This window comes from Rhodococcus sp. TAF43 (genome assembly GCF_052113525.1).
In the GTDB taxonomy this organism is placed as follows: Bacteria; Actinomycetota; Actinomycetes; order Mycobacteriales; family Mycobacteriaceae; genus Prescottella.
The window spans coordinates 350557-363437 of sequence record NZ_JBFRDL010000003.1 but is presented as its reverse complement, the minus strand read 5'-3'; the positions used below and the strand labels follow the sequence as shown (position 1 = coordinate 363437).

The following is a 12881-nucleotide window of genomic DNA, read 5'->3' as shown; positions in this document are numbered from 1 at the left end:
GGCAGTGGGTGACCCACTGCCCGTTCGGCGTCTTCGAGATCTTCAGTTGTCCCCGGGACGCAGGGTGAGGATCCGCGGACCGTCCTCGGTCACCGCGACGGTGTGCTCCCAGTGGGCGGCACGGCTTCCGTCGGTGGTCACCACGGTCCAGTCGTCGGCCAGCACCTCGGTCTCGTACGTACCGAGCGTGAGCATCGGCTCGATCGCGAGGACCGACCCGATCACCAGATGCGGGCCCTTACCGGGGGCACCCTCGTTCGGCAGGAACGGATCCATGTGCATCTCACGGCCGATCGCGTGACCGCCGTAGCCGTCGACGATTCCGTAGGACCTGCCGTGCAGCTTCTCCGCTGCATGCGTGCCCAGCTCGATGGCGTGCGAGACGTCGGTGAGCCGGTTGCCGTCGATCATGGCGGCGATACCGGCCTCCATCGAGAGCCGGGTCGCCTCGCTCAGCTGAGCGTCCGCTTCGCTGAGAGTGCCGACGCCGAACGTCCACGCGGAGTCGCCGTGCCAACCGTCGAGAATCGCCCCGCAGTCGATCGACACCAGATCGCCCTCGACCAGGATGTCGTCGGCGGACGGGATACCGTGCACGACCCGATCGTTGACCGACGAGCAGATGGATCCGGTGAACCCGTGGTATCCGAGGAACGACGGCACCGCGCCGGCGTCCCGGATGACGGATTCGGCGACCCGGTCGAGCTCGAGCGTGCTGACACCCGGCTTGGCCGCATCCCGCACCGCCACGAGGGCGGCCCCGACGATCGCGCCCGCAGCCGCCATGGCGTCGAGCTCACCCGCCGTGCGGAACGGAACGACCTTGCGCTTGCGGCCGAATGCCATTACTTCCCCAGCGCGGCCAGGGCGCGGGCGTTGACCTCTTCGACAGCGCCGACAGCGTCGACGGTGACGATATGGCCGGCGTAGTAGTCGAGCAGGGGTGCGGTCTCCTCGCGGTAGACGCGCATGCGGTTGCGGATGACGTCCTCGGTGTCGTCGGCGCGACCACGGGCGAGCATCCGCTCGACCACGACGTCGTCATCGACGTCGAACGCGAGCACACCGTCGAGCTTGGCGCCCAGGCCCTCGAGGATGCCCTCCAGTGCCTTCGCCTGATCCACCGTGCGCGGGAACCCGTCGAGCAGGAAGCCGTTGGCGGCGTCGGGCTCGGCCACGCGGGCCTTCACCATGTTGTTCGTGATCTCGCTGGGAACCAGGTCACCTGCGTCGAGGTACTTCTTGGCCTCGAGCCCCAGCGGGGTCTCCTGCCCGATGTTGGCGCGGAACAGATCTCCGGTGGAGATGTGCGGAACGCCCAGCTTCTCGGACAGGATCGCGGCCTGGGTGCCTTTACCGGCACCGGGAGGACCAAGGAGGACAAGTCTCACTTGAGGAACCCTTCATAGTTTCGCTGCATAAGCTGGCTCTCGATCTGCTTAACGGTATCGAGGCCCACACTGACCATAATCAGCACCGCGGTGCCACCGAACGGCAGGTTCGCTGCGCCGCCCGAATTGCCGATATCGAGGAACAGATTCGGCAGGACTGCGATGGTGCCGAGGTAGATGGCACCCGGCAAGGTGATACGGCTCAGTACGTAGTTCAGGTAGTCGGCCGTCGGCCGGCCGGGACGGATGCCCGGGATGAAGCCGCCGAACTTCTTCATCTCGTCCGCGCGTTCCTCCGGATTGAAGGTGATCGCGACGTAGAAGTACGTGAAGAAGACGATCATGCCGAAGTAGATCAGGATGTAGACCGGGTTGGCCGGGTTCACCAGGTACTCGTTGATGAACCGCTGCCACCAGCTCGGATCGGCGCTCGTGTTGGCGCCGGTGAGCTGCGCGATCAGGTTCGGCAGGTAGAGCAGGGACGACGCGAAGATCACCGGAATGACACCGGCCTGGTTGACCTTCAGGGGCAGGTAGGTCGACGAACCTCCGTACATCTTGCGGCCGACCATCCGCTTCGCGTACTGCACCGGGATGCGCCGCTGGCCCTGCTCGACGAAGACGACACCGGCGATGATGGCCAGCGCGGCCACGCACACGAGTGCGAACGTCAGGCCGCCGCGGCTGTCCAGGATGGTCTTGCCCTCGCCCGGAATGCGCGAGGCGATGCCCGCGAAGATCAGCAGCGACATGCCGTTGCCGACACCGCGCTCGGTGATGAGCTCACCGAACCACATCACCAGGGCCGAACCCGCCGTCATGACGAGCACGATGATGATCAGACCGAAGATGCTCTCGTCGGCGATGATCGACTGCGTACAGCCCTGCAGCAGCTGACCTCGGGCCGCGAGGGCCACGATGCCAGTGGCCTGCAGGATCGCGAGCGCGATCGACAGGTAACGCGTGTACTGCGTCATCTTCGCCTGGCCCGATTGGCCCTCCTTGCGGAGTTCCTCGAACTTCGGGATGACGACAGTGAGCAGCTGCACGATAATGCTCGCGGTGATGTACGGCATGATGCCGATCGCGAAGACCGAGAGCTGCAGCAGTGCACCACCCGAGAACAGGTTGATCAGCGAGTAGATGCCGGCAGACTCGCCACCCGACACCTGGTCGATACATGCACGGACATTGCCGTAGTCGACACCGGGAGAGGGCAGTGTCGCGCCGAGGCGATACAGGGCGACGAGACCGAGTGTGAAGAGGATCTTCCGCCTCAGGTCAGGCGTCCTGAGGGCCGAGACAAAGGCGGAAAGCAAAGATCCTCCTGGCGCACGACATACGGGGAGCCAAGTCGAATGACTCGTCCCATGGATTGCAGAACTCTAGAACTCTAACAGTGACACATGAAATCACAGCCCCGTTGCCTGGGGCCGGTTGCTCAACAGTATGCCGACAGGACACCCTGCAGAGCGGCGAATGGCCGCAACTCGGCCCGATTGGGCAGAGTTGCGGCCATTCGACAAGCTAGCTGAGCGAAATCACAGCTCGGTGGTGGTACCACCGGCAGCGGCGATCTTCTCCTTGGCAGCGCCGGAGAACTTGTTCGCGGTGACCTGAACGGCAACCGTGAGCTCACCCTCGGCGAGAACCTTCACGAGCTGGTTCTTGCGAACCGCACCGGCGGCAACGAGCTCGGCAACGCCGATCTGTCCACCCTCGGGGAACAGACGAGCGATGTCGCCGACGTTGACGACCTGGTACTCGGTGCGGAACGGGTTGGTGAAGCCCTTGAGCTTGGGCAGACGCATGTGCAGCGGCATCTGTCCACCCTCGAAGGCGGCCGACACGTTCTTCCGGGCCTTGGTGCCCTTCGTACCGCGACCGGCGGTCTTACCCTTCGAGCCCTCACCGCGACCGACGCGAGTCTTGTCGGTCTTGGCGCCGGGCGCGGGGCGCAGGTGGTGCAACTTGATGGTCATGGTTAGACCTCCTCAACTGTGACGAGGTGGCGCACCACGTTGATCAGACCGCGGTTCTGCGCGTTGTCCTCACGAACGACCGACTGGCGAATGCCCTTCAGCCCGAGGGTGCGCATGCTGTCCCGCTGGTTCTGCTTGGTGCCGATGGTGCTCTTGACCTGGGTGACCTTGAGCTGTGCCATTTACTTCACGCTCCCAGCCTGTGCACGAGCGCGGAGCATGCCGGCCGGAGCAACGTCCTCGATGGGCAGGCCACGGCGAGCCGCAACCTCTTCCGGACGCTGCAGACCCTTGAGGGCAGCAACGGTCGCGTGCACGACGTTGATCGCGTTGTCGCTACCGAGCGACTTCGACAGGATGTCGTGGATTCCCGCGCACTCGAGCACGGCACGCACCGCGCCACCGGCGATAACACCTGTACCGGGGCTGGCCGGACGCAGCATGACCACACCGGCCGCCGCCTCACCCTGGATCGGGTGGGTGATGGTGCTGCCGATCATCGGGACGCGGAAGAAGCTCTTGCGAGCCTCCTCGACACCCTTCTGGATGGCCGCGGGAACTTCCTTGGCCTTTCCGTAGCCGACGCCGACGAGTCCGTTGCCGTCGCCCACGATCACCAGAGCGGTGAAGCTGAAGCGACGACCACCCTTGACGACCTTCGAGACACGGTTGATGGAGACAACCCGCTCGATGAAGTTCGACTTCTCGGCAGCGTTGTCGCGGCGGTTGTCGCGACGGTCACGGCCGCCACGGTTGTCGCCACTGCCGCTGTTCGGCCCATTCTGTCCGGCGGGTCCGCTTCCGCCGTCACGCCTTTGACGTCCCGGCATCAGGCATTCCTTCCGTTAGTAACGTTGGTCATCAGAACTTCAACCCGCCTTCGCGAGCGGCGTCGGCCAGGGCCGCGATGCGACCCGTGTAGGTGTGGCCACCGCGGTCGAAGACCACGGTCTCCACGCCGGCTGCCTTGGCGCGCTCGGCGATCAGCTGACCGACCTTCGCGCCACGGGCGCTCTTGTCGCCGTCCAGCGCACGCACGTCGGCCTCGATGGTCGACGCAGCGGCGAGGGTCTTGCCGGCCAGATCGTCCACCAGCTGCACGTGGATGTGCCGCGCGGAGCGGTTCACCACCAGACGGGGACGCTCCGGGGTGCCGGAGACCTTCTTGCGGAGACGGAAGTGACGACGCGCCTTCGACAGACGACGCGTCGTGGACGCGTCCTTGCCGAGCGGAATCCGCTTGGCTTTCTGATTTGCAGTCTGGCTCATATCACTTACCCGTCTTTCCGACCTTGCGACGGACCTGCTCACCCTCGTAGCGGATGCCCTTGCCCTTGTACGGGTCGGACTTGCGCAGACGACGGATGTTGGCCGCGATCTGRCCGACCTTCTGCTTGTCGATGCCGGTGATCGAGAACCGGGTCGGCGACTCGACAGCGAAGGTGATGCCCTCCGGAGCCTCGATCGGGACCGGGTGGCTGTAGCCGAGCGAGAACTCGAGGTCCTGGCCCTTCAGTGCCACACGGTAACCGACGCCGTGGATCTCCATCTTGGTGGTGTAACCAGCGGTAACACCGATGATCATGTTCTGCACCAGGGTGCGCGACAGACCGTGCAGCGCGCGGCTGCGACGCTCGTCGTCGGGACGGGTGACCTGAAGGGCACCGTCCTCCTGTGCGACCGAGATCGGCTCCGAGACGGTCATCGTCAGGGTGCCCTTGGGGCCCTTGACCGCGACGTCCTGTCCGGTGATGGTCACGTCGACGCCCGCGGGGACGGCGACCGGAATCTTTCCAATACGCGACATAGTGGTGGCCTCCCTTACCAGACGTAGGCGAGGACTTCCCCGCCCACTCCCTGATTGGCCGCCTGACGATCGGTGAGCAGGCCGGAAGACGTGGAGATGATCGCCACGCCGAGGCCGCCCAGGACCTTGGGCAGGTTGGTGGACTTCGCGTACACGCGCAGACCGGGCTTGGAAACACGGCGGACGCCGGCGAGGCTGCGCTCGCGGCTCGGGCCGTACTTGAGGTCGACGATCAGCGTCTTGCCGACCTCGGCATCCTCGGTGCGGTAGTCCGCGATGTAGCCCTCGCGCTTGAGGATCTCGGCGATGTTCGCCTTGATCTTCGAGTGCGGCAGCTTCACCTCGTCGTGGTACGCCGAGTTGGCATTACGCAGACGCGTCAAGAAGTCTGCGATCGGATCAGTCATGGTCATGAGTTGACCTGTGCACCTTTCTCGTTGGGGTTCCCATGCAACACCGGTCCCGGCCCCGCTCCCCCGACAAATCGGATGGAGCGGGGCCGGCCCGGTCGTGGGCCTACAACGAAGTGGTTCTTACCTTCACCGTTCCGCGGGTGCGGAACGGAAGTCTGTGTAACCCGGAGTGGGTTACCAGGAGCTCTTGTGAACGCCCGGCAGTTCGCCGGCGTGTGCCATCTCGCGAACGCAGATACGGCACAGGCCGAACTTGCGGAACACCGCGTGCGGACGGCCGCACTTCTGGCAGCGGGTGTACGCGCGCACCGCGAACTTCGGCTTCTTGTTGGCCTTGTTGACCAGTGCCTTCTTAGCCATGGGCTCAGTTCTCCTTGAACGGGAAGCCGAGGTGCTTGAGCAGCGCACGGCCTTCTTCGTTGTTGGTGGCGGTGGTCACGACGGTGATGTCCATACCGCGCGGACGATCGATCTTGTCCACGTCGATCTCGTGGAACATCGACTGCTCGTTGAGGCCGAACGTGTAGTTGCCGTTGCCGTCGAACTGGGTGCCCGACAGACCGCGGAAGTCCCTGATACGGGGCAGCGCGATCGACACCAGGCGATCCAGGAACTCCCACATGCGGTCGCCACGCAGCGTGACGCGCGCGCCGATCGGCATGCCTTCACGCAGCTTGAACTGCGCGATGGACTTGCGGGCCTTGCGGATCTCGGGCTTCTGACCGGTGATCAGAGCGAGATCGGCAACCGCGCCGTTGATCAGCTTCGCGTCACGGGCGGCGTCGCCGACACCCATGTTGACGACGACCTTGACGACGCCGGGGATCTGCATGACGTTCGCGTAGTCGAACTCCGCGTTCAGCGCGTCCTTGATCTCCGCACGGTAGCGGGCCTTCAGGCGCGGCTGGGTCTTGTTCTCAGTGGAGGTCATGTCAGATGTCCTTCCCGTTCTTCCGGGAAATACGAACGTTCTTGCCGGTCTCCTCATCGGTGCGGTAGCCCACGCGAGTGGGGTTACCGTCCGAGTCGACGACCGCGACGTTGGAAACGTGGATCGGGGCTTCCTGCGTCACGATGCCGCCCGAGGAGGCGCCACGCTCGTTCGCAGAGACCGCGGTGTGCTTCTTGATGCGGTTCACGCCCTCGACCAGGACCTTGTTGGTCGCGGGGAAGGCCTGAATGACCTTGCCCTTCGCGCCCTTGTCCTTGCCGGAGATGACCAGCACGGTGTCACCCTTGTGCACCTTCATCACAGCACCTCCGGGGCGAGCGAGACGATCTTCATGAACTTCTTCTCGCGCAGCTCACGGCCGACGGGGCCGAAGATGCGGGTACCGCGAGGATCGTTGTCCGCCTTGATGATGACGGCAGCGTTCTCGTCGAACTTGATGTACGAGCCGTCCGGACGACGACGCTCCTTGGCGGTGCGGACGATGACGGCCTTGACGACCTCGCCCTTCTTCACGTTTCCACCCGGGACGGCGTCCTTGACGGTGGCGACAATGATGTCGCCGACCCCGGCGTAGCGACGAGACGAGCCACCGAGAACGCGGATGCAGAGAATCTCCTTGGCACCCGTGTTGTCGGCGACGCGCAGTCGCGACTCCTGCTGAATCACTAACTTCTCCTTGACCTGGCTTGTTTCGACCAGAACGAACCACAGTGGCTCGCGCTGATCATGCGCGGCAGATTTCCGACCCGACGCGCGCGGTCTGTACCCGCCGATGGTGGGGCCACCGCTGCTCTCGCAGGGCAACCCCACCATCGTACTGGATACACTCTTCGGCTCTTACTTGGCCTTCTCGAGGACCTCGACCAGACGCCAGTGCTTCGTCGCGGACAGCGGACGGGTCTCCATCAGCTGAACGCGATCGCCGACGCCGGCGGTGCCGTTCTCGTCGTGCGCCTTCACCTTGGTCGTACGGCGGATGATCTTGCCGTAGAGCTTGTGCTTGACGCGGTCTTCGAGCTCGACCACGATCGTCTTCTCCATCTTGTCGGACACGACGTATCCGACACGGACCTTACGGCTCGCGCGCTCTTCGGTGCTGTTGGTGCTCACTGCCTTTTCCTCACTCATGCCGCGTCACCTGCGTCCGGACCAGCGGCCAGGCCGAGCTCACGCTCACGCAGGACGGTGTAGATGCGCGCAATCTCGTGACGGACCGTGCGCAGCCGGCGGTTGTTGTCCAGCTGACCAGTGGCCATCTGGAAGCGAAGGTTGAACAGCTCTTCCTTCGACTCGCGGAGCTTGGTGACCAATTCTTCTTCGGTCAGCTCGCGGAGCTCTGTAGCAGGGCTTGCGGTTGCCATCAGAACTGCTCCTCCCTCGTCACGATCCGGCACTTGCAGGGGAGCTTGTGCATCGCGCGGCGCAGGGCCTCACGAGCGATCTCCTCGTTCGGGTAGCTCATCTCGAACATCACCCGTCCGGGCTTGACGTTCGCGATCCACCACTCCGGCGAACCCTTACCGGAACCCATGCGGGTCTCGGCAGGCTTCTTGGTGAGCGGGCGATCCGGGAAGATGTTGATCCAGATCTTGCCGCCACGCTTGATGTGCCGGGTCATGGCGATACGAGCGGACTCGATCTGCCGGTTGGTGATGTAGGCCGGCTCGAGAGCCTGGATGCCGTACTCACCGAAGGTCACCTGGGTCCCACCCTTGGCGGCACCCGAACGGCTCGGATGGTGCTGCTTGCGGTGCTTGACCCGCCGGGGGATCAACATGCGTCAGCCCTCCTTCTGTTCAGTCGAAGCGGGTGCATCGGCGGTGGCGGTCGCAGCGCGACCGGCCTCGGTGCTGGTCGCGGTGGTGCCTGCGGCACCGGAGCGACGCGGACGGCTCGGACGCTCGCGGCGCGGGCGGTCCGACGGTGCAGCAGCGCCTGCGGCCAGCTCACGCTTGCCACCGACGATGTCGCCCTTGTAGATCCAGACCTTCACGCCGATGCGACCGAAGGTGGTCTTGGCCTCGTAGAGGCCGTAGTCGATGTCCGCACGCAGCGTGTGCAGCGGAACGCGACCCTCACGGTAGAACTCCGAGCGGCTCATCTCGGCGCCGCCGAGGCGACCCGAGCACTGCACGCGGATGCCCTTGACGTTCGGCTGACGCATGGCCGACTGGATGGCCTTGCGCATGGCGCGACGGAACGCGACACGGTTCGAGAGCTGCTCGGCGACACCCTGTGCCACCAGCTGGGCCTCGGCCTCTGCGTTCTTGACCTCGAGGATGTTCAGCTGGACCTGCTTGCCGGTCAGCTTCTCGAGCTCGGCGCGGATGCGATCGGCCTCGGCGCCGCGACGGCCGATGACGATGCCCGGGCGTGCGGTGTGGATGTCCACACGCACACGGTCACGGGTGCGCTCGATCTCGACCTTCGCGATACCGGCCCGCTCCATGCCCGTGGCGAGGAGCTTACGGATCGCGACGTCTTCCTTGACGTACTCCGCGTACTGCTTGTCTGCGTACCAGCGCGACTTCCAGTCGGTCGTGATGCCGAGACGGAAGCCGTGCGGGTTGATCTTCTGGCCCACTACTGACCACTTCCCTTCCGGCGGTTACGGCCCGAGGCACCGGACACGTTGGCCCGGCTCTCCACGATGACCGTGATGTGGCTCGAACGCTTACGGATCCGGAAGGCCCGGCCCTGTGCGCGCGGCTGGAACCGCTTGAGGGTCGCACCCTCGTCCACGTACGCGGTCGCGACGACCAGCGTGGAGGGATCGAGGTTCAGGTTGTTCTGGGCGTTGGCAGCTGCGCTGGCGATCACCTTGGCGACCGGCTCGCTGGCGGCCTGCGGCGCGAACTTGAGGATCGACAGTGCGTCCTCGACCGAGCGGCCGCGGACCAGGTCCACGACACGGCGCGCCTTCATGGGGGTCACGCGCACGTGGCGCGCGACCGCCTTCGCAGTGGGGTTCTGTGTTTCAGTACTCATCGACGCTTGCTCTTCCGGTCGTCCTTGATGTGGCCCTTGAACGTCCTGGTCGGTGCAAACTCTCCGAGCTTGTGGCCAACCATCGAGTCCGAGACGAACACCGGAACGTGCTTGCGTCCGTCGTGGACGGCAAACGTGTGACCGATGAAGTCCGGAATGATCGTGGAACGACGGCTCCAGGTCTTGATGACCTGCTTGGTGCCCTTCTCGTTCTGCACGTCCACCTTCGCAAGGAGGTGGTCATCGACGAACGGGCCCTTCTTAAGGCTGCGTGGCATCCTTCACTCCCTCCTTGACTAGCGCTTCTTGCCGGTACGGCGACGACGGACGATGAGCTTGTCGCTCGCCTTGTTCTTGCGGGTGCGGCCCTCGGGCTTGCCCCAGGGGCTGACCGGGTGGCGACCACCGGAGGTCTTACCCTCACCACCACCGTGCGGGTGGTCGACCGGGTTCATGACCACACCACGGACGGTCGGGCGCTTGCCCTTCCAGCGCATGCGGCCGGCCTTGCCCCAGTTGATGTTCGACTGCTCGGCGTTGCCGACCTCGCCGACGGTTGCGCGGCAGCGCACGTCGACGCGACGGATTTCACCGGACGGCATACGCAGCGTGGCGTAGGTGCCTTCCTTGCCCAGCAGCTGGATGCTGGCGCCGGCGGAACGGGCCATCTTGGCGCCGCCACCCGGACGCAACTCGACTGCGTGGATGGTGGTACCGGTGGGGATGTTGCGCAGCGGCAGGTTGTTGCCCGGCTTGATGTCGGCGGTAGCGCCGGACTCGATCGGGGCGCCCTGCACCAGGCCCTTGGGGGCGATGATGTAGCGCTTCTCGCCGTCCGCGTAGTGCAGCAGCGCGATGCGAGCGGTGCGGTTGGGGTCGTACTCGATGTGAGCGACCTTGGCCGGCACGCCGTCCTTGTCGTTGCGACGGAAGTCGATCAACCGGTAGGCGCGCTTGTGACCGCCACCCTTGTGACGGGTGGTGATGCGACCGTGGGCGTTACGACCACCGCGACCGTGCAGCGGGCGAACCAGCGACTTCTCGGGCGTCGACCGAGTGATCTCGGCGAAGTCCGAGACGCTCGAGCCGCGGCGGCCCGGGGTAGTCGGCTTGTACTTACGGATTGCCATGAGTCTTCTCGTCCTCTATATCTCGTCAAGTCCCGCCCGCTTACGCGACCGGGCCTCCGAAGATCTCGATGGGCTTGCTGTCGGCCGAGAGGGTCACGAGCGCACGCTTGGTGTCCTTGCGCTTGCCGTAACCGAAACGGGTCCGCTTGCGCTTGCCCTGACGGTTGGCGGTGTTGACGCTGGTCACCGTGACGCCGAAGACCTTCTCGACGGCGATCTTGATCTGCGTCTTGTTCGAGTCCGGGTGCACCAGGAAGGTGTAGGTGCCTTCCTCGATCAGTCCGTAGGACTTCTCGGAGATGACCGGGGCCAGCAAGATGTCGCGGGGGTCGGCGATGGTGGTCACTTGCTCTCCTCCTCGTTCTTGGCCGGGCCCGCGATGAAGGTGTTCAGAGCCTCGAGGCTGAACACGACGTCATCGCTGTTGAGCACGTCGTAGGTGTTGAGCTGGTCGGGTGCGATGGGGTGCACGCCTTCCAGGTTCTGCACGCTCTTCCAGGCTGCGATGTCCTCGCGCCCGACGACCAGCAGAAGCTTCTTGCGATCCGAGATCTCACCCAGGAACGACTTCGCCGACTTGGTGGACGGGACCTGCCCGGCGACCAGCTCGGTGATGACGTGGATGCGCTCGCTGCGGGCCCGATCGGAGAGGGCGCCACGGAGAGCGGCAGCCTTCATCTTCTTGGGGGTGCGCTGGCTGTAGTCACGCGGCTGCGGGCCGTGGACGATGCCACCGCCGGCGAACTGCGGCGCACGGGTCGAGCCCTGACGTGCGCGGCCGGTGCCCTTCTGTCGGTACGGCTTCTTGCCACCACCGCGGACCTCGCCGCGGGTCTTGGTGGAGTGGGTGCCCTGACGTGCGGCGGCGAGCTGCGCGACAACGACCTGATGCATCAGAGCGATGTTCGCGGTCGCGTCGAAGATCTCCGAGGGGAGATCGACAGTGCCGTTGGTCTTGCCACCGGCAGCCTTGACGTCCAGGGTCAGCTTGGTTGCGGTCTCGGTCATGCCGACGCACCACCCTTCACTGCGGTCTTGACGATCACGAGGCCACCCTTGCGGCCGGGGATCGCACCCTTGATCAGCAGCAGACCGTTCTCGGCATCCACCTTGTGGACCGAGAGGTTCTGCGTCGTGATGCGGTCGGAGCCCATGCGGCCCGACATGCGCATGCCCTTGAACACGCGACCGGGGGTGGCACAGCCACCGATGGAACCCGGGCGACGGTGAACGGCCTGCGCACCGTGGGAAGCACCCTGACCGGCGAAGCCGTGACGCTTCATGGTGCCGGCGAAGCCCTTGCCCTTGCTGGTGCCGGTGACGTCGACGTATGCGCCGTCCTCGAAGACCTCAGCCGTGAGCTCCTGGCCGACCTCGTACTCGGAGGCGTCGGCAACGCGGAGCTCGACGATGTGGCGGCGCGGGGTGACGCCGGCCTTGGCGAACTGGCCGGAGACCGGCTTGTTCACCTTGCGCGGGTCGATGGCGCCGAAGGCCAGCTGCACAGCGCTGTAGCCGTCACGCTCTTCGGTCCGGATCTGGGTAACCACGTTCGGTCCGGCCTTGACGACGGTGACCGGGACGACCCGGTTGTTCTCGTCGAAGACCTGGGTCATGCCGAGCTTGGTGCCCAGGATTCCCTTGATCTGATTAGTCATTTGATATCTCCGCTGCGTCTTCCCAAGCTCACTGGATGTTCACGTCGACGCTGGCCGGAAGGTCGATGCGCATGAGCGCGTCGACCGTCTTCGGCGTCGGGTCGAGGATGTCGATCAGCCGCTTGTGAGTACGCATCTCGAAGTGCTCGCGCGAGTCCTTGTACTTGTGCGGCGAGCGGATGACGCAGTACACGTTCTTCTCGGTAGGCAACGGCACCGGGCCGACCACGCGGGCCCCGGTACGGGTCACCGTCTCGACGATCTTGCGCGCTGACGCGTCGATCGCCTCATGGTCATAGGCCTTGAGCCTGATGCGGATCTTCTGTCCCGCCACGCTTAGTGTCCTTTTCTTGCCGCGTTTCGTAGAACCCGAACGAGCCGGGGACTACCTCGTCTGCACAGTCCCCGGACTGAAACACGACACGAACATTGGAATGGCGATCGAGACATCACTCGATCCGCTGCCGCTGTTCATCTGTCATGGTTCTCCGGTCCACGCGGTCGGGCGTGTCGCCCTGCCACTCATTCCCGGGCCCCGGAAATCTCTCTCCAGGAGCCTC

General features: G+C 64.9%; 24 protein-coding genes. All 24 read right to left on the bottom strand.

The window, feature by feature from the left end; translation table 11 throughout:
• Positions 1 to 42: 42 nt before the first annotated feature.
• Positions 43 to 846, bottom strand: coding sequence for a type I methionyl aminopeptidase (gene map, locus AB4Z09_RS04195; RefSeq protein WP_174912324.1), 804 nt, complete (start codon positions 844 to 846; stop codon positions 43 to 45).
• Positions 846 to 1391 (bottom strand): adenylate kinase, encoded by a 546-nt coding sequence (locus tag AB4Z09_RS04190; protein WP_174912327.1) that lies wholly within the window; start codon positions 1389 to 1391, stop codon positions 846 to 848. The genes map and AB4Z09_RS04190 overlap by 1 nt, the downstream gene beginning before the upstream one ends.
• Positions 1388 to 2710 (bottom strand): preprotein translocase subunit SecY, encoded by a 1323-nt coding sequence (gene secY, locus AB4Z09_RS04185; RefSeq protein WP_174912330.1) that lies wholly within the window; start codon positions 2708 to 2710, stop codon positions 1388 to 1390. The genes AB4Z09_RS04190 and secY overlap by 4 nt, the downstream gene beginning before the upstream one ends.
• 222 nt (positions 2711 to 2932) lie before the next feature.
• Positions 2933 to 3373, bottom strand: coding sequence for a 50S ribosomal protein L15 (gene rplO / locus AB4Z09_RS04180; RefSeq protein WP_114718859.1), 441 nt, complete (start codon positions 3371 to 3373; stop codon positions 2933 to 2935).
• Between the two features lie 2 nt (positions 3374 to 3375).
• Positions 3376 to 3555 (bottom strand): 50S ribosomal protein L30, encoded by a 180-nt coding sequence (gene rpmD, locus AB4Z09_RS04175; RefSeq protein ID WP_005518394.1) that lies wholly within the window; start codon positions 3553 to 3555, stop codon positions 3376 to 3378.
• Entirely contained in the window at positions 3556 to 4203 is a 648-nt protein-coding gene (gene rpsE / locus AB4Z09_RS04170) for a 30S ribosomal protein S5 (RefSeq protein WP_174912333.1), read from the bottom strand.
• Positions 4204 to 4234: 31 nt separating this feature from the next.
• Complete coding sequence (gene rplR, locus AB4Z09_RS04165) at positions 4235 to 4642, bottom strand: 50S ribosomal protein L18 (RefSeq protein WP_114718856.1); 408 nt, start codon at positions 4640 to 4642, stop codon at positions 4235 to 4237.
• A gap of 1 nt (position 4643) precedes the next feature.
• Positions 4644 to 5180 (bottom strand): 50S ribosomal protein L6, encoded by a 537-nt coding sequence (gene rplF, locus AB4Z09_RS04160; protein WP_114718855.1) that lies wholly within the window; start codon positions 5178 to 5180, stop codon positions 4644 to 4646.
• Between the two features lie 14 nt (positions 5181 to 5194).
• On the bottom strand, positions 5195 to 5593 hold the full coding sequence (gene rpsH / locus AB4Z09_RS04155) for a 30S ribosomal protein S8 (protein ID WP_031937772.1): 399 nt from the start codon (positions 5591 to 5593) through the stop codon (positions 5195 to 5197).
• Between the two features lie 174 nt (positions 5594 to 5767).
• A complete protein-coding gene (locus AB4Z09_RS04150) occupies positions 5768 to 5953 on the bottom strand; it encodes a type Z 30S ribosomal protein S14 (protein ID WP_107982812.1) in 186 nt (61 codons plus the stop codon).
• Between the two features lie 4 nt (positions 5954 to 5957).
• Positions 5958 to 6524: a 50S ribosomal protein L5 gene (gene rplE, locus AB4Z09_RS04145; RefSeq protein ID WP_114718854.1), complete on the bottom strand. Its 567-nt coding sequence runs from the start codon at positions 6522 to 6524 to the stop codon at positions 5958 to 5960.
• Position 6525: 1 nt separating this feature from the next.
• Positions 6526 to 6843 (bottom strand): 50S ribosomal protein L24, encoded by a 318-nt coding sequence (rplX, locus tag AB4Z09_RS04140; RefSeq protein WP_114718853.1) that lies wholly within the window; start codon positions 6841 to 6843, stop codon positions 6526 to 6528.
• The gene (rplN, locus tag AB4Z09_RS04135) at positions 6843 to 7211 is read right to left on the bottom strand and encodes a 50S ribosomal protein L14 (protein WP_174912336.1); all 369 of its coding nucleotides are present in this window, start codon (positions 7209 to 7211) and stop codon (positions 6843 to 6845) included. The genes rplX and rplN overlap by 1 nt, the downstream gene beginning before the upstream one ends.
• 171 nt (positions 7212 to 7382) lie before the next feature.
• Positions 7383 to 7673 carry a 30S ribosomal protein S17 gene (rpsQ, locus tag AB4Z09_RS04130; RefSeq protein WP_174912339.1) on the bottom strand — a complete coding sequence of 97 codons (291 nt, stop codon included), beginning with the start codon at positions 7671 to 7673 and terminating at the stop codon, positions 7383 to 7385.
• Positions 7670 to 7906 carry a 50S ribosomal protein L29 gene (gene rpmC, locus AB4Z09_RS04125; protein WP_114718850.1) on the bottom strand — a complete coding sequence of 79 codons (237 nt, stop codon included), beginning with the start codon at positions 7904 to 7906 and terminating at the stop codon, positions 7670 to 7672. The genes rpsQ and rpmC overlap by 4 nt, the downstream gene beginning before the upstream one ends.
• Complete coding sequence (gene rplP, locus AB4Z09_RS04120; RefSeq protein ID WP_114718849.1) at positions 7906 to 8322, bottom strand: 50S ribosomal protein L16; 417 nt, start codon at positions 8320 to 8322, stop codon at positions 7906 to 7908. The genes rpmC and rplP overlap by 1 nt, the downstream gene beginning before the upstream one ends.
• A gap of 3 nt (positions 8323 to 8325) precedes the next feature.
• Entirely contained in the window at positions 8326 to 9129 is an 804-nt protein-coding gene (rpsC, locus tag AB4Z09_RS04115; RefSeq protein WP_114718848.1) for a 30S ribosomal protein S3, read from the bottom strand.
• A complete protein-coding gene (rplV, locus tag AB4Z09_RS04110; RefSeq protein WP_114718847.1) occupies positions 9129 to 9533 on the bottom strand; it encodes a 50S ribosomal protein L22 in 405 nt (134 codons plus the stop codon). Before rplV ends, rpsC begins: the two co-directional genes overlap by 1 nt.
• Complete coding sequence (gene rpsS, locus AB4Z09_RS04105; RefSeq protein WP_005518370.1) at positions 9530 to 9811, bottom strand: 30S ribosomal protein S19; 282 nt, start codon at positions 9809 to 9811, stop codon at positions 9530 to 9532. The genes rplV and rpsS overlap by 4 nt, the downstream gene beginning before the upstream one ends.
• An 18-nt stretch (positions 9812 to 9829) precedes the next feature.
• Positions 9830 to 10663, bottom strand: a complete 834-nt coding sequence (rplB, locus tag AB4Z09_RS04100) for a 50S ribosomal protein L2 (protein ID WP_114718846.1) — start codon at positions 10661 to 10663, stop codon at positions 9830 to 9832.
• A gap of 40 nt (positions 10664 to 10703) precedes the next feature.
• The gene (gene rplW / locus AB4Z09_RS04095; protein WP_005518367.1) at positions 10704 to 11009 is read right to left on the bottom strand and encodes a 50S ribosomal protein L23; all 306 of its coding nucleotides are present in this window, start codon (positions 11007 to 11009) and stop codon (positions 10704 to 10706) included.
• Positions 11006 to 11671, bottom strand: coding sequence for a 50S ribosomal protein L4 (gene rplD / locus AB4Z09_RS04090; protein WP_174912341.1), 666 nt, complete (start codon positions 11669 to 11671; stop codon positions 11006 to 11008). The genes rplW and rplD overlap by 4 nt, the downstream gene beginning before the upstream one ends.
• A complete protein-coding gene (rplC, locus tag AB4Z09_RS04085) occupies positions 11668 to 12321 on the bottom strand; it encodes a 50S ribosomal protein L3 (RefSeq protein WP_114718844.1) in 654 nt (217 codons plus the stop codon). Before rplC ends, rplD begins: the two co-directional genes overlap by 4 nt.
• A gap of 28 nt (positions 12322 to 12349) precedes the next feature.
• Positions 12350 to 12655, bottom strand: a complete 306-nt coding sequence (gene rpsJ / locus AB4Z09_RS04080; protein WP_003938093.1) for a 30S ribosomal protein S10 — start codon at positions 12653 to 12655, stop codon at positions 12350 to 12352.
• Between the last annotated feature and the right edge of the window lie 226 nt (positions 12656 to 12881).